This window comes from Ignicoccus sp. (assembly GCF_056435145.1).
The window spans coordinates 1-20119 of the sequence record NZ_JBWNMZ010000014.1 but is presented as its reverse complement, the minus strand read 5'-3'; the positions used below and the strand labels follow the sequence as shown (position 1 = coordinate 20119).

Here is a 20119-nt window from a genome sequence, read left to right as displayed (position 1 = left end):
CCCTATCGTGAGACTGCCTCGAGGTCCGGGGCCCTGTTGAGGGCGAATGCGAGGTCCAAGGCCCTCACCTCCGAACACTCCGGGCCGGGGCAGACGTCCCACGGGTCCGGCGCGCGGAGTTCCCTCAGCTTGCCGAAGAACGGCCTCTCCAAGAGCTTGGCGAGGAACTTCAGTTGACCCTCCTCCTCCAAATGGACGTTCGCCTCTAGCTTGAGCGGGACCCTCCAAGACTTGCTCTCAAGCCAAGGTCCCCTGACCCTCACCTTCTCGGCGGCAGGGCGGCGGAGGGTCCTTTCCCTTGGAGGCGAGTAGTCGCTGGGCCGCACCCTAACCTCTATCCTCTTGGCCGCCTCAGTGACGTCGTACGGTTTGTAGTTCTTCATGTATAATACAACGTCTGCGCGCGCCACCGCGGGGGCCGAGCCGCCGGAGACCAATATCAAGTCCAAGCCGAACTTCCTCAAGCTGTCCAACTTTTCCGTCAGTGCCTCTACTGTCTTTATATCGTATATTTCGTTCAGCCTCTCGTCGAAATGAAGGAAGTTCGTGGCCGTGTAGTCTTCATCTATTATTAACACCTTGGAACCTGCTTCAACGGCCTCTTGGAAGGTAGCCGCAGCGCTGGTGGCTCCGGAGGCGTCCTCCGTGAAGAACGATTCCGAGCCCTCGAGCTTTATGAACGTGGAAACGTCTGTGCCCACCACCCTTCTTCCGTCCTCCGACCTCACATAGAAAGCATTCCTATCGCTTAACACGAACTCCCTTCCATCGCCCGGTATGTGGTCCCAAACTCCCTTGGCCAAGGCCTCTATTAGGGTAGTCTTGCCGTGGAACGCTGGGCCCGTGACGGAGGTTATTCCCTTCCGAAGCCCCATACCCCTCACGATCCCCTCGCTCGTCTCGAGCTCCACCCTCAAGCTCGGAGGGCTCTCGAAGGGTACTGCTCCTTCCAAGGGCTCCTCGCACTCGCCGCACTTCCTGGGCAAGACGCTCCCGTCGGCCACGAACGCCACTAGCCCCTCCTCCGCCATCTTTTTCCTTATTTCTTGCTGAGTCCTCCAGACCCTTTTCCACTTTTCTAAGCCCTCCCTCCTCGAGAGGGCCTCTTCAACGGCCTTGGGCAGCCTCCTCAAGAGCAGTTCGGAGGCGCGGTGGGCCGAAACCCTCCTTCCCTTGGAAGGTAAGCCAACCCAGACCTTGAACTCTATTTTGTTACCAGAACACTTAACTGAGCTCCTCTTTAAGATTGCGTTGGAGGGCTTGGGGACCGCCAAGAGGCCGCTCTTTCCCTCTCCCATCCGGGCACTGTGCTCCCTCAGCGCAACGTACAACTTCCTTAGGAAGTAATCTTCTGTCGGCAAGGAGAGGTCGCACACCGTCCGGGCCTCCGCCCTCACCACGCTGGGGGGCGCGAAGGGGTCCCCTTGTACCCTAGTCACCTCGAACGTGAGACGCCCTACGGAGAAGCGAATCCCTTTGAGCTCTTTGTACGCCTTGTACCCCCTTCCGTCAATCTTCGCTAAGATTTTCTCTAAGTCCATCCCTTGATCCCGCTCGACGTTGTAGGGTTATTAATTTCGACGGCCCCTAAGCGGGGGGAACGTCTTGAACGATGACTTATACCTACTGGCCCTCATGGGCGCCGCCACGGTGGCTGGCGTGATGACTGCCCTTGCCGCTGCATTTATTTTAAATAAGAAGGGAGGAGAGGAAAAGAAGTACGTAACAGTCGTCAAGTGTCCGAACTGCGGCTACGAGGAGAAGAGGGAGTGGAGGGAAGGGGACTTCGTGGGAATGGTTGAAGGGCCTTGTCCCAAGTGTGGGGGAGTGAGGGTGGTGTGGAACATCTACCGGGAGGGGCGCGAGGAGAGCCCTAAGGAGGAACCCTGAAGTCTTCCTTAACGACGCTAAAAGCTATGTGCGTAACGCTCTTCTTAATTTCCTTCCTTTCGAGCAAGTCCTTCACGAAGAAGTCTAGCGCCTTTACGTCCTTAAATTTAGCTATAAGCAGTACGTCGTAGTCCCCAGTTATGTCGTATATTGCAATTACATTTTTTATATTTTTTAGTTCCTCTTCCAGCTCTCTGAGCTTGGAACCTTCAACGCTTAACATTATTATGGCAGTAACTTGGTACCCCAGCACGGAAAAGTCCACCAAGGGGACGAACCCCTTTATTATACCCCTTTTCATCATCCTCTTCAAGCGGTTGTGAACGGTGGCGGGGGAGACGTTGAGCTCTCTGGCGATCTCCCTAACCCCCTTGCGGGCATTTTCCATCAGCAAGGACAAGATCTTATAGTCTAGTTCGTCCAAATCCTTATGGCCCCTCATAATCCCCTTCAGCTCCGGCCCTCGGGAGAGCCTCGTGAGACTGAAGAGTTATATGGAGGCCTTCACGATAGCGTCCTTCGCAGAGTTGCCGTGGACGGGCGCCACGCTGGACGCGGAAGCGTTGCTGGAGGCCGCCCAAGATCCCATGGCTGTGTTGAACTTCGGAAAGTGTTACATAAAATCTTACTTAGCGAGGAGGATTCAGGAGAGCGGGCTGGTGAAGAGGGGTACCTTCGTGCTCTCCTCCGGAAAGCGTAGCGACGTTTACGTAGACATGAGGAAGCTTTGGAGCTTCCCCAAGTTGGCCAGGCTGGCGGCACTTCTCATGTCATCATTAATAAGATCTAAGGTTGAGTATGCCACCATAGTGGGGGTGGCCACGGGCGGCATACCGCTGGCCGCCCACTTGTCAGTTACCTTGGGTTGGCCCATGGGCTACGCGAGGCCCAAGAGGAAGGAGCACGGGCAGATGAGGCTGGTAGAGGGCGTAGAACCCGGGCAGAAGGTTGTGGTCGTGGACGACGTGACCACCACGGGCAACAGTTTGGCGAAGACCATAGATGCCCTGAACGAGCTCGGAGCCGAACCGGTCTTGGCGGCCGCCTTGCTGGACAGAGAGGAAGGGAGCTCTGAGGAAATAGAGAAGAGGGACGTAGAGTTCGTCAGGCTTCTGACGTTGAACCAAGTGTTGAGGGGATTGAGGTGCGGGTGAGGTGTCCGAAGAGGATGATCAACGGCCCTTGCGGGGGGGTTAGGGGAGAACTCTGTGAGGTAGACGACTTCAAGTGCCCCTTCGTCGACGCCTTTAAGAAGTTAAAGAGCTCGGATTACTTGAAACCTTTGTTGGACCCAGGGTTCAAAGTGGGCTGCGAAGTGACGGAGGTGGAGCCCTCCCCGTACGTTAAGAAGCTTGAAGACTTCGCGGTCTCCGCAGAGGTGGAGCCTTGGAGGCCGGAGGAGCTGAAGAGGGCGCTAGAGTGGGGGGTAGACGCATTGAACGTCACCGACAACCCCCTGGGCTTGCCGCACTTGGACTCCGTCTGGGCCTCGGCGTGGTTGGCATCCAAGGAGAAGGAAGTAATAGCCCAGCTCACGTGCAGGGGGAGGACCAGAGAGGCTCTTACGTCTTCCTTGCTCGCGCTCGACGCCTCTGGGGTCAATAACGTCCTAGCCTTGACGGGCGACTGGGCCCCGAACTCGGCTTTCGACTTGGACGCCGTGAGGCTGGTCTGCTTGGTACAAGCATTGAGGAGGGGAGTGGACTGGGAAGGGAGGGAGGTGAAGGAGGTGAAGCTCTCTGTCGGAGTGGCCTCCAACCCCTACTTCGCCTACGAAGAGAAGAGGCTGTTGAGGAAGGCCCGCGCCGGGGCTCAGTTCGCCCAGACCCAGCCCGTGTTCAATAAGGGGGTGCTAAACAAGATAAAGAAGTACCCCATCCCCACCGTACCCAGCATCTTGCTCACCACCTCTAGGAAAGTAGTAAAAGCGTTGATCGAGAGAGGGGTGGACGCGAGGGAGTTCTACGAAGAGCTCGTGAGGGCAAAGAGGGACGGCAAGGCGGACGAAATCGTGTTGAAAAGATCATTAGAGATATATGAAGAAAGCTATTCCTCAGAGCTCCCCGGAGTACACTTGATGGCCCCCGGCAGGCCGGACTTGCTCGAGCGCTTCCTAGAGCTTTTGAGGCTTTAATCTGAAGGGCAGTCGGGTGACGTCTTGGAGTGGCATCCGAGGCACTACATTAAGGTGATGGACTACGCTTCCAAGCCGGTCATCAAGGTACTGCCGGCTGACAGCTTGCTCGACGCCGCCAACCTCATGATAAGGTTCAAGATAAGGCATTTGCCAGTGACTGACACGGAGGACAGGGTTATCGGGTTAGTCGGCATAAGGGACGTGGCCGACGCCTTGCTCAAGAAGGGGAAGGAGGGGCTAGAGGAAGAGAGTGTGGTGGACTGGATGAACGACCAGCCAGTGAAGGTCAGCGAAGACGTCTCGCTGTACAAGGCGGTAGAACTGATGCTGGAGAGCGGGGTGGGTTCGATAGTAATAACTAACGATATGGACGTGGTAAAGGGCATACTGAGCGAGAAGGACGTGGTTAAGTTCCTTTCAGTCGTGCCCTCCATAGAAGCCGTGGCGAACGTGGCCTCTCCCATAAGCACCTACGTTCTGGCAGGATCGTCGGTTAGAGAAGTGTTAGAGTTGATGATGGAACTGTGGTCCAAACATTTGGTTATGAGTAAGGAAGGCAAGGTGGTCGGCGTACTGTCAATGTTCGACTTGGTGAAGAAAGCATTGGAGGACGGACTCTCCGCCCCCGCCGACGACGCGGTGAAGAGGACGGAGGTCTTGCCCCCGGAGGCGCCGATATCGCTGGCCGCCGCAATAATGGTGTCCAAGAACGAGGACGCCCTCTTGGTCGGGAGGAAGGAGCCTGACTCAATAGTCACCGAGAAGAACATGGTAAGAGGGGCGCTAGAGGTGTTGTCCAAGCTATGATTGTGGTATTAGGGAAGGGGCTCGAGACCTATATAGTGTTCGAGGGCGAGGTCCTGGCCTTCGAGCCGGAGTCGGGGGAGGGGCTCTTCACGGGCTCCCCTCCCCGGTTCTCAAGGCCCTCGGGGGCCGGCTCCCGCGGGCCCTTCTCGTGGAGGCCGGTGGAGTTCGAAGGGCTGAGGGGACCCGTGACCGGCTACGAGGTGGTGGTAGGGGAGACGAGGGTCGTATACGCCGGGGGAGCGAAGGGCGCCTTCGTCGCCGAGGCTGACGTCTTGCTCGCCCCCGCAGGGGGCGGGTGGTATATGGATGCCAAAGAATTTTGCAAAACCTTGAAGATGTCTAAGTTTAAGGTTGCCGTGCCAATAGCTGTTTGGAGCCCCCACACCAATCTCCCCCTAGAAGGAATGGAAGAAGTTAGGAACGAGTGTAGGAGGTTCAAGAGGGTTAGAGCAATCGGGTCTTGGAAAATTGATTTTGGAGGGGAAAAAGCGACAGTTGCCCTAATAGAGCCCGGAGAGCCGCAACTTATAATCGAAAAACTTTTAAAGAGGGGGAGACAATAGTCATACGGTGGCCGACTTGAGCATCGCAGAGCAGAGAGCCAAGCTCGCAAAGGAGCGCCGAGCTGTGCTGGAGTACTTAGCGCTGAAGGCGCTAGCGAACAAGAAGAACGTCCTCCAAGCGCTCTACGAATACCTAGTCCTCAACACGTCCCCCAGCAAAGCCGCTAAAAAGTACGGGATAAACAAGACCCAGCTGAAGAGCACCGCCTACCAGCTCATGAGCAAGGGGAGGCCCGTTCTAGTTGTTAAACTCATGAAGCTGGCTTGGCCCTACATAATGGAGATAGAACCCTTGGTCGAGAACAACTACTGTAAGGCTTGCAACTCTGTGATCCACACCAATCACGCCGAACCGCACATAGCGGTTAGGCACCAAGAGTTGATACGGAAGACGGCCCTAGAGGTCGAGAGGAAGCTCAAAGAGGCCATCAAGGCGAAGAAGCAAGTGGCTCACGCTTGAGGAACACTCCGGTCTTTTCCCGCTTACACCCCCGTTTCACTTCCCTTTCGCGCTCAACTTCCGCTCCAAGTCTAAAGCTGCGTGGGGGCTGAGATGACCTACACCGTAGTAGCGCGCAAAGGGGACGAGCTGGCTTCCTTGACCGTTTCCCCCTCCCCGGGGGTAGGCAGGAGGGCCCTGTGGTGGGGCCCTAAGGGAGTGGTCGTGGTCCAAGGCTACTCTTCAAGGGAGCTCGCGAGGATGGCCTACGAAAGGATCGACGACCCCGAAGGGGCGCTGGAGGTGATACTGAAGGACCCTTTAGCGGGGTACCGCCAAGCGATAGTCGTCCCCCGGAGAGGAGAGGTGCAGAACTTCACAGGAGTGGGGACTCTGCCGGCCAAGGGGTTTATTAAGAAGAGGTTCGGAAGGTTGGAGTTGTACTGCATAGGCAACGGCTTGGCCAGTACCAAGGTCTTGATGTCTTCTTGCTCGCCGAGCTCGGAAGACGTACTCAAGGCGGTGTTCGAGGTAGCGCGCCTGGCCGAAGCTTATGGGGGCAACCGCTCCGGCTCAAAGAGCGCCGCCCTAGTCTACTTGGGCAACTTCAGTTTGTTCGAAGAAGTCTTGAGGTCAGAGTCGCCCGTCTCCAGCTTGTGGTCTCGACTGGTGGCGCCCACGCCCCTTTATTAACTCCGAGAGAGACCTATCACGCATCGGGTGGTCCAGAGGTGAAGAGGGGAACGGCGGACTTAGTTATAGTAGCTTTCGCCGTGACAGCCGCTACCTTGATACTGTCAATAATAATGATAGGATCCATGAACACTCAAATAAACCAAGTAGAGAAGCAAGTCGAACTGCTCAGTAAGAACTTAGACTCTATGAAGGCACAAGTTCAGACGTTGAAGGCTCAGCTCGAACAGCTGATAAAGTACAGCCCTCTCTACAACGGGTAAGGATTTAACTGCCCGGGTTGAGGCTTTTTTGGTGGGGAGTGTGAGCTTCTTCCTATCTTTTATAAAGAAGGAAATCGAGGCAACCTTGAAGGAGGTCGTGCTCCCCATAGAAGAACTAGAAAAGATATATTCTTTTAAAGATGCCTCTGACCTAGACTCCAAGGCCTTGGCAATCGCCAAGGCTCTGGGAGTGGAAGACGAGAAAGACTTGATTAACGCCATAAAGAAGGCCCTTAGCGGAAAAGGGCGTTGAAGAGGCTCCTGGGTTACATTTCCTCGACTGCTTGCGAGGACTCCTTGAAGTTACACATAATATTCGAGGGACCTATGAAGGATAAGCTGGAAAAAATGGGAGTAGAGGTAGTGGACGCCTCCGTAGACGCCATGGCGTTCGCCGACTTGCTCAGGAGCAAGGAGCCAGAAGAAGTCCTACTCATAGGAGTTAAGAAGAGGGGGAGGGCGCCGGGCTTTTACGTCTGGAGGCCGGAGGAGCTGAGGGTCGAGGACCTCTACGCCCTCTCCAAGCTGGCTCAAGCCACCCTCACCGGCTGGCTGGACGTGGACGCACTGATAGACGGGCTCCGGGTGTTCGCCCCTGAGTACTTAAAGAGAATAAGGGTTCTCGAGTGCGAGCCCCCTTGTGGTGACTGGGAGAGGGCGCTGGAGGAGGTACTGGGATGAAGAGGGCTCTGGTGCTGGGGCTCGGGAACAGGAACCTCGGCGACGACGCGGTGGGCAGCTGCCTCGCGGAGGCCTTGGCTAAGAGGGCCCGCGAGCCGGTTGAGGTGAAGGACGGAGACGACATGGGCTTAGGCTTGCTGGGCTTCTTAGAGGGCTACGACCTAGTGGTGTTCGTCGATGCCTCTCCGGACGTAGATGACGTAGAGGTATTCCTCATAGAGGCCGAGAGGGCAGAACTGGAAGAGGCGAGGGCGATGGTACAAGACAGTCACAAGGCCGGGCCCGTGGCGCTGGCAGTCCTAGCCAGGAAGTCGGGGCTCTTCAACGGGAAGGCATACTTCGTCGCTTTCAAGCCCGAAAGCCTGTGCTTCATGTGTAAGCCCAGCGAAGCCGCCTTGGAAAGGGCCTTGAGGGCCGCGGAGCTTACGAACAAGCTCCTGCAAAAGGAAGGCTTCCCCCCGTTCGACTTGAAAGACCTTCGGCTCGACCTAATTAGGAGTTGTGAGGAGTCCTCTGTCGAGGCGCGTTGGGTCGTTTGACAAAGGTCGTTTTGGACGCGGTGAAACCGATAAAGGGACCCAACATAGTCGACGTCTCCAAAGAGCTGGCGGACGTCGAAGGGGTGAGTAAGGTCTCCATAAGGGTGGACGAGGTTGACGTCGGGAGCATAACCATGACCATAACGATAGAGGGTGACAACATAGATTTTGACAAGGTTATGGAGGCCTTCGAGAGGTTGGGCGTAGTGATACACTCGATAGACGAAGCAGAGGCCGAGCCATGAAGTGCGCGGTCTGTGACAAGAGGGCCGTAGCGAGGGACTACACCGGAAGGCCGCTGTGTGAGGAGCACTTCGTGCAGAGCGTGGTCGAGAGGGCCGAGGAGGAGTTAGAGGGGGTAAACTCCAAACTCTTGCTAGCCGTGTCGGGCGGGAAGGACTCGTTGGTGCTAATGGATGTGGTGGCCAAGCTCCGGGACCCAAAAGACTTGGTGGCCGTGACCGTAGTAGAGGGGGCGCCGGGAGGGTACAGAGTGAAGGAAGCTCTGGTTGCCAAGAAATTTGCCGAAAAACTGGGTATAAGGCACATTACAGTCACCTTTAAGGAGCTCTTCGGGAAGAGCTTAGAAGAGATGGTGTCCAAGGGGAGGCTCAGCCCTTGTACTTACTGCGGCGTCTTCCGCAGGAGGGCCCTCGAGCTCCTCGCTAGGAGGCTGGGCGCCGTGGTGGCGACGGGACACACCTTGGACGACGAAGCCCACACAGCCCTCTTGAACTTGTTGAGGGGCTCTTGGGACGACCTCTTGAGGCTTAACTCGAAGAGCAGGGTAAAGCCGTTGAGGAGAGTTTACGAGAGGGAAGTAGCCGTGTACGCGTACATAAAGAAGCTCCCATTCCAGACCGAGGAGTGCCCGTACATGGTGACCAGGCCCTCCCTGAGGGGGAGGCTAAGGGAAGAGCTCTTCGAGTACGAGAGGGAGCGCCCGGGGACGCTCCTCAAGTGGAGGGAGCGGTTCGAGGGCTTGGGCGCGCCGGAGAGGCGCTTCAGCTATTGCGAGCGCTGCGGCTTCCCGACCTCACCCAACAGGAGGGTCTGCAAGGTCTGTGAGCTGGCAGAGGAGGTCGGCGCCTCAGTGCCCAGACTCGAGGACCATCTCCAAGTAAGTTTTCTCGACGACCTCGGCGTCGGGGAATAATCCCGCCAGCTCCTTGAGCTCCTCCGGGCTCGCCCCTTCTGACTCTATCTCGACGAAGTGTCCTAAGCCCTCGACGTAGTCCAGAGTGATGATGGCACCCTTTGCCTTCCAGTACTCCCTTTTTTTCCTTACAACAGCTACCGGCTTCAAGCAGAGCTTTTCTAAGAAGGCCTTCACCTTCTCGCAGCTGCCGACCTCGGTCTCTATCTCTTCCCTCCCCTTCACGCCCCCGACCACCTTCTTGGGGCCCTTGTAGGTCAGGAGGCAGCGGTCCCCTCTTCTCCTCAACCGGACAGCCTCGTCCGTTCGGGCGAAGTCCCTACAACACCCGCCGGAACAGTCAAAGTTGAAGTAAGTGTCCTCTTCTTCATCCTCGCTTAAGAACTCGGCGATCCTCCGGAGCACCTCTCTTGTCCGCTCGGGGTCCCTAACGCGGAGCTTGACCTCGAGCTCCAAGCCCGTCGCCGCCCCCACCTTCATCCTTTATAATTTAGCCTTTTGGGCGCGGAGGGGGTGAGAGAGGAGTGGCCTCCGAGAGCTCCTTTGCCAAGCCGCCCGTATGTACTAGCTGCGGAAGGTTGGTAGTGCCCTTAGAGAAGGAAGTGGGCGTTCACTTCCGGTGCCCCAACTGCGGAGAAGTGATCATCTGGCGTTGCCCCAAGTGTAGGAAACAGAGCAAACCCTATAGGTGCCCTCGCTGCGGCTTCGAAGGACCTTAAGGGGTGGTAACGATGGTAAAAGTATTGGTCGTAGCGAAGGTTTACCCGGACAGCGTGGAGAGGAACTTGGAAGAGATGGTTGAAAACATAAAGAAGAGCTTGCCCGAGGGGTACGAACTGCTCCAATACCAGAAGGTCCCCGTGGCCTTCGGTCTAAACTTGTTGAAGATCTATGTAGCCATGCCTGAAGAGACGGAAGGAGGTACCGAGAAGCTGGAGGAAGTGTTGAAGGGCGTAGAGGGCGTGAGTGAAATAGAGATAGAAACGGTACACAGGATGAGCTACTAACGCTTTTTGATATCACCGAAACGAGTACTTCCCTATATTAGGTTCGTGGCCCCCTGTCTCTTAGGGGCCGCCCGATGAGCTTAGCCCTCGCACGCGTAAGGGAGTTCTTGGAGGAGTACGGCGAGAGGGCGGCCCTCGTGCTCAAGGCTGCCCTCCAAGTTACTGACAAGTACAGGGCGGAGGGCAAGAACACCCTGGGAGACTTCGACTACAAAGGACTCGTAAAAACTTTGAAGTTAATGGGAGTCGAGTACAAGCCCTCCTTGCTCTTATCCAAGTTAGAGAAGGAGTATGGAATAATAGAGACTACCTACAAGTCCGGAAACCAACACTGGTGGAAGTTCGTAGAGGAGGACGCCGTAAGGGAGGCCTTGGAAGAGGAGGACGAATTGGAGGACCCCAAGCTGGTGATGCTGAAGGTCCAAGCGGCCGCCTTGGGGCTGGAAGAGGTGAAGGGGAAGCTCAAGCTCCTCCTCTCTAAGAAAAGGCTGAGCGCCTCGGACAAGAAATGGTTCAAGAGTTTCGCGTTCGAGACCCTCCCCCTAGTCGCGAAGCTCGCACAAGAAGTTATTGAGGAGGGCTACGAGGACCCGGAGCTCCTGGAGGCCTTGAGGGTTCTGAAGCTGTCCCTCAAGGTGGCGTCTAAGCTCAAATCTAAGGTCTCGCTGGACTTACCCTCTCTGGAGGTGGAGGAGTGAACTGGGAGCCCTTAGCTTCAGAAACCTTGGGAGTTAGGAGCATGGCCCTCAGAGTGGGGAGAATAGTAATTGATCCGTCCGCCTCGTTGGCCCCGAGGCGCTTCGGCCTTCCCCCACACCCCTTGGAGTGGGAGGCACTGAAGGAGGCCGCCGAAAGGATAGTTAAAGCTGTAGAGAGGAGCGAGGCGATAGTAATAACGCACTACCACAGAGACCACTACAACCCCGGCTGGCTCTACGATTACTCAGTTTACGACGGTAAGGTATTGTTCATCAAAGATCCTAAAAACAACATAAACGTGAGCCAGAAGATAAGGGCCCACAAGTTCTTAAAGACATTAGAGAGGATGAAAATAAAAGTCCGCGTATTGGTCGCAGACGGGAGGGAGTTCGAGGAGTTCGACCTCTCCTTCTCCCCTCCGCTGGTTCACGGAGAGCCCAAGTTAGGATACGTCGTGGCCGCTAGGGTGGGGAAGGTGTTGTTCACCTCAGACATAGAGGGAGGTGACAAGACCGCCAGGGAATGGGCCTCCTCCCAAGGAGCTGAGGAGCTCGTGGCTGACGGTCCCCCTCTGTACTTAAAGAAAGAGTTCGACCTCGAGGGTTTCAGAGAGTTCGTAAAGTCCTTCCCCTCAGCTGTGGTGGACCACCACCCGGCGAGGGAGGCCTCTTGGAGAGAGGCCTTGGGGCCAGTGAAGGCCTACTCCGACGCGCTGGGAGTGGAAGAGAGGCTCTTGGAGGCCAAGAGGAAGGACCTCTACGAGCTTTACCCCGTGGAGGAGCGTTGGTTCAAGGTTCGTTTCCGGGAGATGAGGTCTATCTATTTTACAGAAAACCCTATTAATTAGTGCACTAAAGCTCGAGCGGCGACCAGTCGGTGCCCGCCGTAGTCAGAGTACCTCTCTTCGTAGACGACTTAGTGATGGTAGGGATAAACTACAAAGCGTCGGGGAAGGAGCTAGTCGAAAAGGCGCAGTTCCCGAACCCGCTGGCAGCCTACTCGGCGATCAGCAGGATACCGGCCGTGAGGGAGGTGGTCCTCCTCCAGACTTGTAACAGGGTGGAGGTGTACGCCATAACGACAAACAAAAAGGCCACGATAGAATCGATCAAGAGCCTCATTGAGGTGCGAGCGGGAGAGCCGATACCGGACGAGAAGTTCGTCGTGCACTACGGCACCGACGCCGTCAGGCACTTGTTCCGCGTCGCCGCGGGCCTGGAGTCCATGGTCTTGGGGGAGCCGGACATACTGAGGCAAGTGAGGGAAGCAGCGGAGTTCGCCGCCAGAGAAGGGTACATGGGTAAGTCATTGAAGTTGACCTTCGAGAACGCCGTAAGGGTCGGCAAGAGGGTCAGGACAGAGACGGCTCTGGGGAAGGGCAGCATAGGGCTACCGTCAGCATCAGTAAAGCTCTTGGATGAGTTAATCGGGTTAGAGGGGAAGAAGGTGTTGGTGGTCGGCGCCGGGATGGCCGGGAGGGTAATAGCAGTAAACGCGGCGAAGAGAGGAGCAAAAATAATTATAGCGAACAGAACGTTAGAGAGGGCAAAGGAGCTGGCCGAGGAGGTGGGCGGAGAGGCCTACCCCTTGGAAGAGCTCCCCCGGCTGTTGAGAGAGGTAGACGCCGCAGTGGTGGCCATCGGAGGGGGGAGCAAAGTGATAACGAGGGATATGCTGTCCGACGTGAAGAGGAGGTTAGTAATAGTGGACATCTCCGAGCCCCCCGCCGTGGACCCCGGCGTCTCCATGAACCCCTACGTAATATACAAGGACATCTTGGCCGTCGCGGAAGTGGCTAACAGAGGGCTGGAGAAGAGGAAGTCGGAAATAAAGAAAGCAGAAGAAATAATAGAATCCGAGTTGAACAAGTTCGTAAATTACGCCCAGAGGGTCCTGGCCGACAAACTCCTAAAGGAGTTGATGGAAAAGGTAGAACAAGTGAGAATAAACGAGCTCTCGAGGGCAATGGTAAAAGTGCCCCAAGACTACGTGGAGGTCCTCGACAAGATGACCTCGTCCCTAATAAGGAAGGTCTTGAAGGATGTAATTCTAAAGGTAAGAGAGGCCGCTAAGAGGGGAGATCTGATCACGCTGAGGATAGTTGCAGAGATCTTCGACTTGAAGGAGTCCCTAAATAACATAGAAGTAATATATGACTACAACGGGACGGGACAAGCGCTAGAGAAGAAGCTCGAGCTTTAACCTCCGCGAGCGCCGGCGAACGGGCGCGCCCCTTGTGGAGAGTAGCCGTGGACGTCGGCGGCACGTTCACTGACCTTTTCGCCGTGGGTCCTAAGGGATATGAAAGGGTCAAGGTGCTTTCCACACCGAAGGCGCCCGAGAGGGGCGCCTTAGCCGCGGTGAGGGAGTTCCTCCGCAAGGCCGGGGTCAAACCCGAAGAAGTTGGTATAATAGTCCACGCCACCACGATAGCCACGAACGCGTTGCTCGGACAAGAGGGCTTGAAACTAGGCGAGGTCAGCTTGGTGACCACCAAGGGTTTCGAGGACGTTATAGAAATAGCGCGACAGTCCAGGCCGGCCCTCTACGACTTCGCCGGGAGGAGGCCCAAGCCCTTGGTCCCCCCGGAGCTGCGCTTCGGGGTAGAGGAGAGGACCTCTTGGGACGGGAAGGTCTTGAAGGAGGTCGACGAAGCTGAGCTGGCCTCCCTCGCCCAGAAGCTCCGGGGGACGGTGGCGGTCTGCTTTCTACACAGCTACTCCAACCCACACAACGAAGCCAAAGCTAGGGACGTGTTACGCAAATTGGGCTTCGAGGTCGTAACTTCCCATGAGTCAGTAATGGAGATGAGGGAGTACGAGAGGTCCAGTACGACCATAATAAATGCCGCCCTAAAGCCCGTGGTCAGCTCGTACCTCCTCAAGTTCCGCAAGGGGTTGGACGAACTCGGAATAAGGGCTCCGCTCATGGTGGTGGCCAGCTCTGGGGGGCTGGTGGACGAGGAGGAGGCGAAGGCGAGGCCAGGCCAGCTGATCGAGAGCGGGCCGGCGGGAGGGGTCGTCGGGGCAGCCGCTTACGCGGCCGAGCTGGGGGTGGAAGAGGCCTTGGCCTTCGACATGGGCGGCACGACCGCCAAGGCGAGCGTGGTGGTAAGAGGCCGGCCTGCCTTGGTTCACGAGTACGAGGTCGGCGGGAGGGTCCACGCCGGCAGGGTGGTAAGGGGTTCCGGCTACCCGGTTAGGTACCCCTTCGTGGACGTGGCCGAGGTCTCCGCGGGTGGGGGCACTGTGGCTTGGGAGGAGGGAGGGGTCCTCCGAGTGGGGCCCGAGTCGGCGGGCGCCGACCCAGGGCCTGCGTGTTACGGCAAGGGCGGGAGGAGGCCTACGGTGACGGACGCTGACCTCTTGTTGGGTAGGTTGCCCGAAGAGCTCCCCACCGGACTGAGGCTCAAGAGGGACTTGGCCCTCGAGGCCTACTCCGAACTCGCCCGGAGGCTCTCAGCCGAGCCCTTAGAGGTGGCCGCCGCTGTGATAGAGGCCATCACGGAGGAGATGGCCAGAGTGGTAAGGGTTGTGACCGTCGAGAGGGGGATAGACCCCTCCGGCTTAATCATGATCGCATACGGGGGCATGGGGCCCCTCCACGGCCCCGAACTGGCGGAGTTCTTGGGGATGAGGGAGGTCCTCGTGCCTCCTGGAGCGGGGGTCTTCACAGCCGTTGGCATGCTCTTCGCAGACGCGGTCTACAGCGCCTCCAGGACCCTCAACGCTTCCGTGGAAGACGACTTGGAGTCCGCCTACTCCGAGCTTGAGGGCGTAGCAGTCTCGAGGATGAAGGCGGCTTCGATGGAGCCTGACGAGGTGTTGAGGACCGCCGAAGTGCGCTACGAGGGCCAAGGGTGGACCGTGGAGGTGCCAGTGCCCAAGCCCTACTCTTCCAACGCCGTGAAGAAAGCTTTCGAGGAAGAACACGTGAAGAGGTACGGCTTTACTCTGGATTCGGAAGTTATAGTGGAGACCGCGAGGGTCTACGCTATCCACAAGTCGCCGAAGGTGAGGGTCAAGGTTCCCCCCACGGGGCCGGAGCCCCTCTGGGACGGAGAGGCTTGGTTCTTGGGACGGGGCTGGAAGGAGGCGAGGGCCTATAGGAGGTTCGGCGAGGGGGAGGTGAAGGGACCGGCCCTCATAGTTGACTACGACTCCGTGACGCTAGTGCCCCCGGGCTGGAGAGCCAAGGCCTTGGGGGACGGGAGCTTATTGCTCAAAAAAGGGACTTAACTCACTTGAGGAACCACTCCAAGGGAACCGTGGCAACGCCCTTGCCCAAGCTACCGGCCGTGGCGGCCGCGACGTAGCCTCCTCCCTTAGCTAAGCTGTACACGTCGGCTACGCCGACCGCCACCTTGGTAGCCCCATTCTCGATCAACACAATGCCCATGTTGGTCCCGCGGAGCCCGACTATCGCTTTGTCGGGAGAGAGGGCGACGACCGCGCAAGCCTTGCCCTTCTCCGGCGTCCAAGCGAACACCGTAACGTTGCCCGCGACGCTGAAGGCCTTCAAAGTACCGTTGTGAATGTAGAACACTATGCCTCCGGAGTAGTCCGCGTCGGCGACGCTGACGTTAGTTAGGAGCCTCGCGGCCCCGTTCTCGTATAAGTAGAGGCCCTCGTTGCCGTAGAACAGCAACGCCTCGCCTCCCTTTACCTCGGGGGCGGGGGCCTTCATCTCCTTGACCAAGATCATACTAGTGCCGTTCAGCTTGAAGAAGTAAGCTTCGAGGCCCTTCTCGTCGCGAACCGTCAACACGACTGTGCCGTTATAGTAAGCGCAGCCGAGCGACGTGCCCGTTAATGAGGGATAGCTCTCGTTGCCTATGACTATGTCTTCCACAGGGTAGTAGGTGTTGTTAATCACTAGGACTAAGTGAGTCAAGTTGTCTGCAGAGGTACTCGCCAAGAAGCCTTGGGGTAGCGCGGTTACGCAGGTCACGTTCTCGCCTAGGTTAAACTGGGCGGCCGTGAGGCCGCTGCTCGCGTTGAGCAAGTACAGCAAGGGGCCTTGTGAGGCGACTACCAAATCGCCGTTGGCCGCTAGGGAGTTTATCAGTCCTATGAGGAAGAACGCGCCGTACACCACTTTTCCCTACGGGTGGAGCAAAGGGGGGACGAAAAAATCTACGAGATTGGACGCGCCGGAAAGGCCCTCATTCGGCGAGCGCCTCTGCGGGCTGCGTCTCCTTTTCCATTAACTCCTTGGGCGGATAACCCAACTCCTTGAAGAACGTCTTAGTTTCGTTATCTAAGGAATCCAACTTGTCCTTGATGGCGTAGTAGAGCTTCTCCAAAGCGGTGTAAGCCCTGCTGGACAGCTTGCTCTTGAACCAAGTTATGTCCTTGGCGTTTCCTACCTGGTCGCTGAAGTCGTAGTTCCAGTACTCGTCCTTTGTTCTGCCAGTTATCAAGTACTCGAACTCTAGCAACAAGGTACCCCTAGGTATTATGTAGTCGCCGAAGCCCTCGAGCATGTTTATTATTTGTCTCTTTATCTTGCTCAAGTTCCTTATACCGGCCAGCTTGTTGGGGCTCGGCCTTATCTTTATAACTTGAAGTATTCCGAGAAAAGTCATCATCAAGCTCAAGTCGCTGACGGGCTCGTACCAAGGCCTCCCCTCGACGCCCTCTATCGCCGGAGTTCTGTTCAGCACTTGTCTGGCAAGCAACAGGTTGTACGGGCTGGCCTCCTTGAACTTGTCGAGCAAGGCCAGTTGACTCAAGCTGCTCACTTGGGTGACGCCGAACATAGTGTGCCTGGCCGGCGTAGTCACCATCAAGTTGACATAGAAGCTGAACATCAAGGCCGCGGAGGGGTCGTCCTTGAGGACTTCGTAAACGAACTGGCTCACTGGAGTTCTTCTAACTGCCAAGCTGGTAAGCCTGCTGGGCACCTCGTCGTAGGAGATGACCTCCAGCACGTTGAAAGCTTCGAGGACCCTTAAGTAGTACAAGAGATCGGTCATGCCGAAGTTCTTGAGGCTTGGATACTTGTCGCCTAACCTATCAACGTGAGTCATTCCGCCCAACATATCTGAGAGCCTGACTCCCTTGCTGTAGGGCTCGTCCGCGTTTACTAGGAGGTCTCGGTAGAACTCTAGGAAGCCCCTGATGTTGCTAAGCTTCCCTTGGGCGGCGGCAATCACTTCTTTGAACCTTTTGGGCGTCCAGAGTTCAGGGCTTAACGGTATTACTAACATCTTCCTCCTCCCCGGACGTTTCTAAGCTGAAAGGGGGATAAAAATAACTACGCCCAGACCCGCTGCCTACCTTTACGCTCCCTACACGTCGCAGTTGCTCTTGAACGACGCCGCGTCCTTTTGAAAAACCCTTAAAGCGGGTACGCCGCCGCGGGGCCGAAGGTTTGTACGCTTCCTACCGACGCTCTTGCCCCTCGTGCGGAGGGGAGATAGAAGACGTCAACTTGGCTTTAGGACTGCCTTGTGACAAGTGCTTAAGGGCGGCGAGGCTCGAGGACCTAAAGCTCGACCCCTCGAAGAGGTGGTCGCCCTCAGTGCGAAAGAGGTTGGCGGAGCTGGGCGGCCCCTTAGGGGAGAGCTTGAAGCTCCAGGAAGAGCTGGGGGCCTTGGAGAAAGCCTTCCGGGAAGCGCTGGGGGCCTCCATGTGGAGCGCCCAGAGGGCCTGGGCCCTAAGGGCCTTGAGGGGGGAGAGCTTCTCCATAGTAGCTCCTACGGGGATGGGCAAGAGCACCTTGGGCGCCCTCCTATCCGTATACTTAAGTTATAAGAAAAAGAAGAAGAGCTACGTAGTAGTCCCGACCACGCCCCTCGTGGACATGATGTTTAAAAAAATATCCGCCTTTGCAGAGGCTTTCGGCGTCCGCGTGGTTTACTTCCACTCTAAGATGAGTCCCTCACAAAAGAAGGAGATGAAGGAAAGGCTAGCCTCGGGAGACTTTGACGTCCTTATAACTACTTCTAGATTTCTAATAAACAACTTAGATTTGCTAAAAAAATACGAGTTCGGGTTCGTTTTCGTAGACGACGTCGATTCCGTGTTGAAGAGTCCCAGAAACGTGGACAGGATATTAATGGTATTGGGTCTCGACGAACTTGACATTAAAAGGTTAGAGGAGGTAGACGCGGAGCTCTCCCGGAAGGCGCGGGTGCTGAGCAAGACTCAAGACTTACAGAAGAGGTACCAGTTGTTAAAGGAAATAAAGGAACTGGAGGAAGAGTTAGACTCCTTAAAGAAGAAAGTTAGGGGGAACTTGATAGTTAGCTCGGCCACAGGGAAAGCGAGGGGGAACAGGGTAAGGCTGTTCACCAGCTTGTTGGGCTTCACCCCGGGAGGGGTGGGGGAAGGGCTGAGGAACGTTGTGGACTCCTACTCCCGCTCGGCCGACTTCGTGGAGGTAGTAAAAAAGCTGGGCAAGGGCGGGTTGGTCTTCGTGCCGGCGGACCTCGGAACGAAAGGCGCCGAGGAGGTGGCAAAGGCCTTGAGGTCCGCCGGGGTGACCGCAGAGGTGGCGACCTCTGAAAAGACCGACGTAATTAAAGATTTTGAAGAAGGGAAGGTAGAGGTATTGGTGGGCGTTGCCACCCACTACGGGGTGTTGGTGAGGGGCATTGACTTGCCCCACGTGGTGCGATACGCGGTCTTCGTCGGCGTGCCCCGGTTCAAGTTCAAGCTGAAGCTGGAGGATCCAACGCCAACGACCATTTACCGTCTGTGCTCCTTAGCCGTCAAGTTCTTCGAGGACTGCGCCCCCCTCCACGCAAGGCTCCGCAAGTGGCTCCAGAGGCTGGGACCCGCGGGGCTGCGGGAGGTGGAGGAGGCCCTAAAGGAGGGCAAGGCCGACACCCCGGCCGCTAGGGACTTCATGGAAGCTTATAACAAGCTGAAAGAAATAATAGAGAAAACGGACTTCATTGATAAACTTAAGGAGTCCGGCGAAGTTGACGTAGTGGAGGAGGACTCCTTATACGTCTTGGTTCCAGACGCGGCAACTTACTTGCAGGCTTCTGGGAGGACCTCTAGGCTTTACGCAGGAGGCGTAACCAAAGGTTTGTCCGTAGTGTTGGTAGACTCAGAGCCCCTCTTTAGAGGCCTAAAGAAGAGGCTGGCGTGGGTAATAGAAAGGTGGGAGGAGTTCGAGTCCCTCAACTTGAACGAACTCCTCGAGAAGATAGATGATGACAGGAAAAGGGTTCTGAAGGTTATAAAGGGGGAGCTCAAGGTTGAGGAGGTCCAAGACTTAATGAAGACCGTATTGATGATAGTTGAGTCACCCAACAAGGCGAGGACCATAACGAGCTTCTTCGGGCGTCCGAGCGTGAGGCAAGTGAAGGGCGTAAGGGTCTACGAGGTAACCCTCGGGGACAAGCTCTTGTACGTCGCCGCCAGCGGGGGCCACGTCTGCGACTTGGTGGAGGAGGCGGACGTTTGTGACGAGGAGCCTTGTATATTCTTCGGCATAAGGGTAAAGGACGTGCCGGAGGAGGTGTTGAGCTCCATAAAGCGGTGCGCCGTCTGTGGGTACCAGTTCTCCGAAGACGTCCGCGAGTGCCCCAGGTGCGGTTCGCCCTTCATAAAAGATTCCAAGGAAGTAATAGACGGATTAAGGGAGTTAGCGCAAGAAGCGGATGAGGTTCTAATCGGAACGGACCCCGACACGGAAGGTGAGAAGATTGGTTGGGACGTGAAGAACTTGATATCTCCCTTCGCAAATAAAATAAGGAGAGCCGAGTTTCATGAGATAACAAAGAAGGCTATCTTGAATGCGTTGAACAACCCAAGGGAGTTCGATATAGGCTACGTGTGGTCCCAGATGGTCAGGAGAGCGGAGGACAGGCTGACGGGCTTCACGCTCAGTCCTAAGCTGTGGTTCGAACTATGGCCGAAACTATGTGAAATGTCCAAGGAGTTGAATAGGAGGCTGCTTGGTTGTCCGCTAACAAGGAACTTGTCGGCGGGGAGGGTGCAGACGCCCGTGCTAGGGTGGGTAATCCAGAGGTACGAGGAGTACATCATATCTAAGAAGAAGTTCTATATAATAAAGTTCGACGGCCGTGAAATCGAGTTCTCGGAGGACGAGGTGAGTCACTTCTCAAAGAAACTATCAGTAGATAGAAAGGTCAAGATAGTCAAGGTAGAGGAGTCCGTGGAGGAGCTAAAGCCCTTGCCCCCCTACACGACCGACACCATGCTCGAGGACGCCTCCAAGCTGGGCTTGGACCCTTCAAAGACCATGAGGATAGCCCAAGACCTCTT

General features: G+C 56.4%; 25 protein-coding genes. 20 read left to right on the top strand and 5 right to left on the bottom strand.

Annotated features, from left to right (window positions below; all coding sequences use genetic code 11):
* Window positions 1–2 precede the first annotated feature (2 nt).
* Window positions 3–1541, bottom strand: coding sequence for a P-loop domain-containing protein (locus tag AC1HCZ_RS04540; RefSeq protein WP_479462362.1), 1539 nt, complete (start codon window positions 1539–1541; stop codon window positions 3–5).
* 64 nt (window positions 1542–1605) lie between these two features.
* Here AC1HCZ_RS04540 and AC1HCZ_RS04535 point away from each other — a divergent pair, with 64 nt between their 5' ends.
* Window positions 1606–1890 carry a hypothetical protein gene (locus tag AC1HCZ_RS04535; protein WP_479462361.1) on the top strand — a complete coding sequence of 95 codons (285 nt, stop codon included), beginning with the start codon at window positions 1606–1608 and terminating at the stop codon, window positions 1888–1890.
* Here the strand turns inward: AC1HCZ_RS04535 and AC1HCZ_RS04530 are convergent.
* Window positions 1874–2314, bottom strand: a complete 441-nt coding sequence (locus AC1HCZ_RS04530) for an Lrp/AsnC family transcriptional regulator (RefSeq protein ID WP_479462360.1) — start codon at window positions 2312–2314, stop codon at window positions 1874–1876. The two genes, AC1HCZ_RS04535 and AC1HCZ_RS04530, sit on opposite strands and share 17 nt — an antisense overlap.
* A gap of 52 nt (window positions 2315–2366) precedes the next feature.
* On the opposite strand from AC1HCZ_RS04530, the gene pyrE reads away from it, so the two are divergent.
* The 12 genes from pyrE to AC1HCZ_RS04470 all read left to right on the top strand — a co-directional run bounded on the left by pyrE (window position 2367) and on the right by AC1HCZ_RS04470 (window position 9168).
* Window positions 2367–3044: an orotate phosphoribosyltransferase gene (gene pyrE / locus AC1HCZ_RS04525; RefSeq protein WP_479462359.1), complete on the top strand. Its 678-nt coding sequence runs from the start codon at window positions 2367–2369 to the stop codon at window positions 3042–3044.
* Complete coding sequence (locus AC1HCZ_RS04520; RefSeq protein WP_479462358.1) at window positions 3041–4024, top strand: methylenetetrahydrofolate reductase C-terminal domain-containing protein; 984 nt, start codon at window positions 3041–3043, stop codon at window positions 4022–4024. Before pyrE ends, AC1HCZ_RS04520 begins: the two co-directional genes overlap by 4 nt.
* 24 nt (window positions 4025–4048) lie before the next feature.
* A complete protein-coding gene (locus tag AC1HCZ_RS04515; RefSeq protein ID WP_479462357.1) occupies window positions 4049–4834 on the top strand; it encodes a CBS domain-containing protein in 786 nt (261 codons plus the stop codon).
* Window positions 4831–5397 carry an MBL fold metallo-hydrolase gene (locus AC1HCZ_RS04510; RefSeq protein WP_479462356.1) on the top strand — a complete coding sequence of 189 codons (567 nt, stop codon included), beginning with the start codon at window positions 4831–4833 and terminating at the stop codon, window positions 5395–5397. The genes AC1HCZ_RS04515 and AC1HCZ_RS04510 overlap by 4 nt, the downstream gene beginning before the upstream one ends.
* 16 nt (window positions 5398–5413) lie before the next feature.
* Window positions 5414–5857 carry a hypothetical protein gene (locus AC1HCZ_RS04505; RefSeq protein WP_479462355.1) on the top strand — a complete coding sequence of 148 codons (444 nt, stop codon included), beginning with the start codon at window positions 5414–5416 and terminating at the stop codon, window positions 5855–5857.
* 93 nt (window positions 5858–5950) lie between these two features.
* Window positions 5951–6529: a DUF1028 domain-containing protein gene (locus tag AC1HCZ_RS04500; RefSeq protein WP_479462354.1), complete on the top strand. Its 579-nt coding sequence runs from the start codon at window positions 5951–5953 to the stop codon at window positions 6527–6529.
* Between the two features lie 38 nt (window positions 6530–6567).
* Window positions 6568–6792: a hypothetical protein gene (locus tag AC1HCZ_RS04495; RefSeq protein ID WP_479462353.1), complete on the top strand. Its 225-nt coding sequence runs from the start codon at window positions 6568–6570 to the stop codon at window positions 6790–6792.
* Between the two features lie 40 nt (window positions 6793–6832).
* A complete protein-coding gene (locus AC1HCZ_RS04490; RefSeq protein WP_479462352.1) occupies window positions 6833–7045 on the top strand; it encodes a hypothetical protein in 213 nt (70 codons plus the stop codon).
* A complete protein-coding gene (locus tag AC1HCZ_RS04485; protein ID WP_479462351.1) occupies window positions 7042–7473 on the top strand; it encodes a hypothetical protein in 432 nt (143 codons plus the stop codon). The genes AC1HCZ_RS04490 and AC1HCZ_RS04485 overlap by 4 nt, the downstream gene beginning before the upstream one ends.
* On the top strand, window positions 7470–8012 hold the full coding sequence (locus AC1HCZ_RS04480) for a hydrogenase maturation protease (protein ID WP_479462350.1): 543 nt from the start codon (window positions 7470–7472) through the stop codon (window positions 8010–8012). The genes AC1HCZ_RS04485 and AC1HCZ_RS04480 overlap by 4 nt, the downstream gene beginning before the upstream one ends.
* On the top strand, window positions 8000–8257 hold the full coding sequence (locus AC1HCZ_RS04475; RefSeq protein ID WP_479462349.1) for a DUF211 domain-containing protein: 258 nt from the start codon (window positions 8000–8002) through the stop codon (window positions 8255–8257). Before AC1HCZ_RS04480 ends, AC1HCZ_RS04475 begins: the two co-directional genes overlap by 13 nt.
* On the top strand, window positions 8254–9168 hold the full coding sequence (locus AC1HCZ_RS04470; RefSeq protein ID WP_479462348.1) for a TIGR00269 family protein: 915 nt from the start codon (window positions 8254–8256) through the stop codon (window positions 9166–9168). The genes AC1HCZ_RS04475 and AC1HCZ_RS04470 overlap by 4 nt, the downstream gene beginning before the upstream one ends.
* On the opposite strand, the gene cyaB is transcribed toward AC1HCZ_RS04470, so the two are convergent.
* The gene (gene cyaB / locus AC1HCZ_RS04465; protein ID WP_479462347.1) at window positions 9103–9642 is read right to left on the bottom strand and encodes a class IV adenylate cyclase; all 540 of its coding nucleotides are present in this window, start codon (window positions 9640–9642) and stop codon (window positions 9103–9105) included. The genes AC1HCZ_RS04470 and cyaB overlap by 66 nt on opposite strands.
* 50 nt (window positions 9643–9692) lie before the next feature.
* Here cyaB and AC1HCZ_RS04460 point away from each other — a divergent pair, with 50 nt between their 5' ends.
* From AC1HCZ_RS04460 to AC1HCZ_RS04435, 6 genes are all read left to right on the top strand, one after another.
* A complete protein-coding gene (locus AC1HCZ_RS04460; RefSeq protein ID WP_479462346.1) occupies window positions 9693–9887 on the top strand; it encodes a zinc finger domain-containing protein in 195 nt (64 codons plus the stop codon).
* Window positions 9888–9899: 12 nt separating this feature from the next.
* Window positions 9900–10175, top strand: a complete 276-nt coding sequence (locus AC1HCZ_RS04455) for an elongation factor 1-beta (RefSeq protein ID WP_479462345.1) — start codon at window positions 9900–9902, stop codon at window positions 10173–10175.
* Window positions 10176–10249: 74 nt separating this feature from the next.
* Window positions 10250–10873, top strand: coding sequence for a hypothetical protein (locus tag AC1HCZ_RS04450; RefSeq protein WP_479462344.1), 624 nt, complete (start codon window positions 10250–10252; stop codon window positions 10871–10873).
* The gene (locus AC1HCZ_RS04445) at window positions 10870–11721 is read left to right on the top strand and encodes a hypothetical protein (RefSeq protein ID WP_479462343.1); all 852 of its coding nucleotides are present in this window, start codon (window positions 10870–10872) and stop codon (window positions 11719–11721) included. The genes AC1HCZ_RS04450 and AC1HCZ_RS04445 overlap by 4 nt, the downstream gene beginning before the upstream one ends.
* A 29-nt stretch (window positions 11722–11750) precedes the next feature.
* Window positions 11751–13076 carry a glutamyl-tRNA reductase gene (gene hemA / locus AC1HCZ_RS04440; protein ID WP_479462342.1) on the top strand — a complete coding sequence of 442 codons (1326 nt, stop codon included), beginning with the start codon at window positions 11751–11753 and terminating at the stop codon, window positions 13074–13076.
* A 32-nt stretch (window positions 13077–13108) separates the two neighbouring features.
* Entirely contained in the window at window positions 13109–15112 is a 2004-nt protein-coding gene (locus tag AC1HCZ_RS04435) for a hydantoinase/oxoprolinase family protein (RefSeq protein WP_479462341.1), read from the top strand.
* 1 nt (window position 15113) lies between these two features.
* Here AC1HCZ_RS04435 and AC1HCZ_RS04430 read toward each other — a convergent pair whose 3' ends face one another.
* Complete coding sequence (locus AC1HCZ_RS04430) at window positions 15114–15968, bottom strand: hypothetical protein (RefSeq protein ID WP_479462340.1); 855 nt, start codon at window positions 15966–15968, stop codon at window positions 15114–15116.
* Between the two features lie 70 nt (window positions 15969–16038).
* Entirely contained in the window at window positions 16039–17085 is a 1047-nt protein-coding gene (locus tag AC1HCZ_RS04425; RefSeq protein ID WP_479462339.1) for a hypothetical protein, read from the bottom strand.
* 164 nt (window positions 17086–17249) lie between these two features.
* Here AC1HCZ_RS04425 and rgy point away from each other — a divergent pair.
* Window positions 17250–20119 (top strand): reverse gyrase (rgy, locus tag AC1HCZ_RS04420; RefSeq protein ID WP_479462338.1); only part of this gene is annotated, 2870 nt, incomplete at its 3' end.

Coding starts and splice junctions, on each gene's coding strand:
- AC1HCZ_RS04425 (WP_479462339.1), bottom strand. CDS start 17,085: ATGTTAGTAATACCGTTAAGCCCTGAACTCTGGACGCCCAAAAGGTTC.
- AC1HCZ_RS04500 (WP_479462354.1), top strand. CDS start 5,951: ATGACCTACACCGTAGTAGCGCGCAAAGGGGACGAGCTGGCTTCCTTG.
- AC1HCZ_RS04470 (WP_479462348.1), top strand. CDS start 8,254: ATGAAGTGCGCGGTCTGTGACAAGAGGGCCGTAGCGAGGGACTACACC.
- AC1HCZ_RS04540 (WP_479462362.1), bottom strand. CDS start 1,541: ATGGACTTAGAGAAAATCTTAGCGAAGATTGACGGAAGGGGGTACAAG.
- AC1HCZ_RS04455 (WP_479462345.1), top strand. CDS start 9,900: ATGGTAAAAGTATTGGTCGTAGCGAAGGTTTACCCGGACAGCGTGGAG.
- AC1HCZ_RS04450 (WP_479462344.1), top strand. CDS start 10,250: ATGAGCTTAGCCCTCGCACGCGTAAGGGAGTTCTTGGAGGAGTACGGC.
- AC1HCZ_RS04480 (WP_479462350.1), top strand. CDS start 7,470: ATGAAGAGGGCTCTGGTGCTGGGGCTCGGGAACAGGAACCTCGGCGAC.
- AC1HCZ_RS04510 (WP_479462356.1), top strand. CDS start 4,831: ATGATTGTGGTATTAGGGAAGGGGCTCGAGACCTATATAGTGTTCGAG.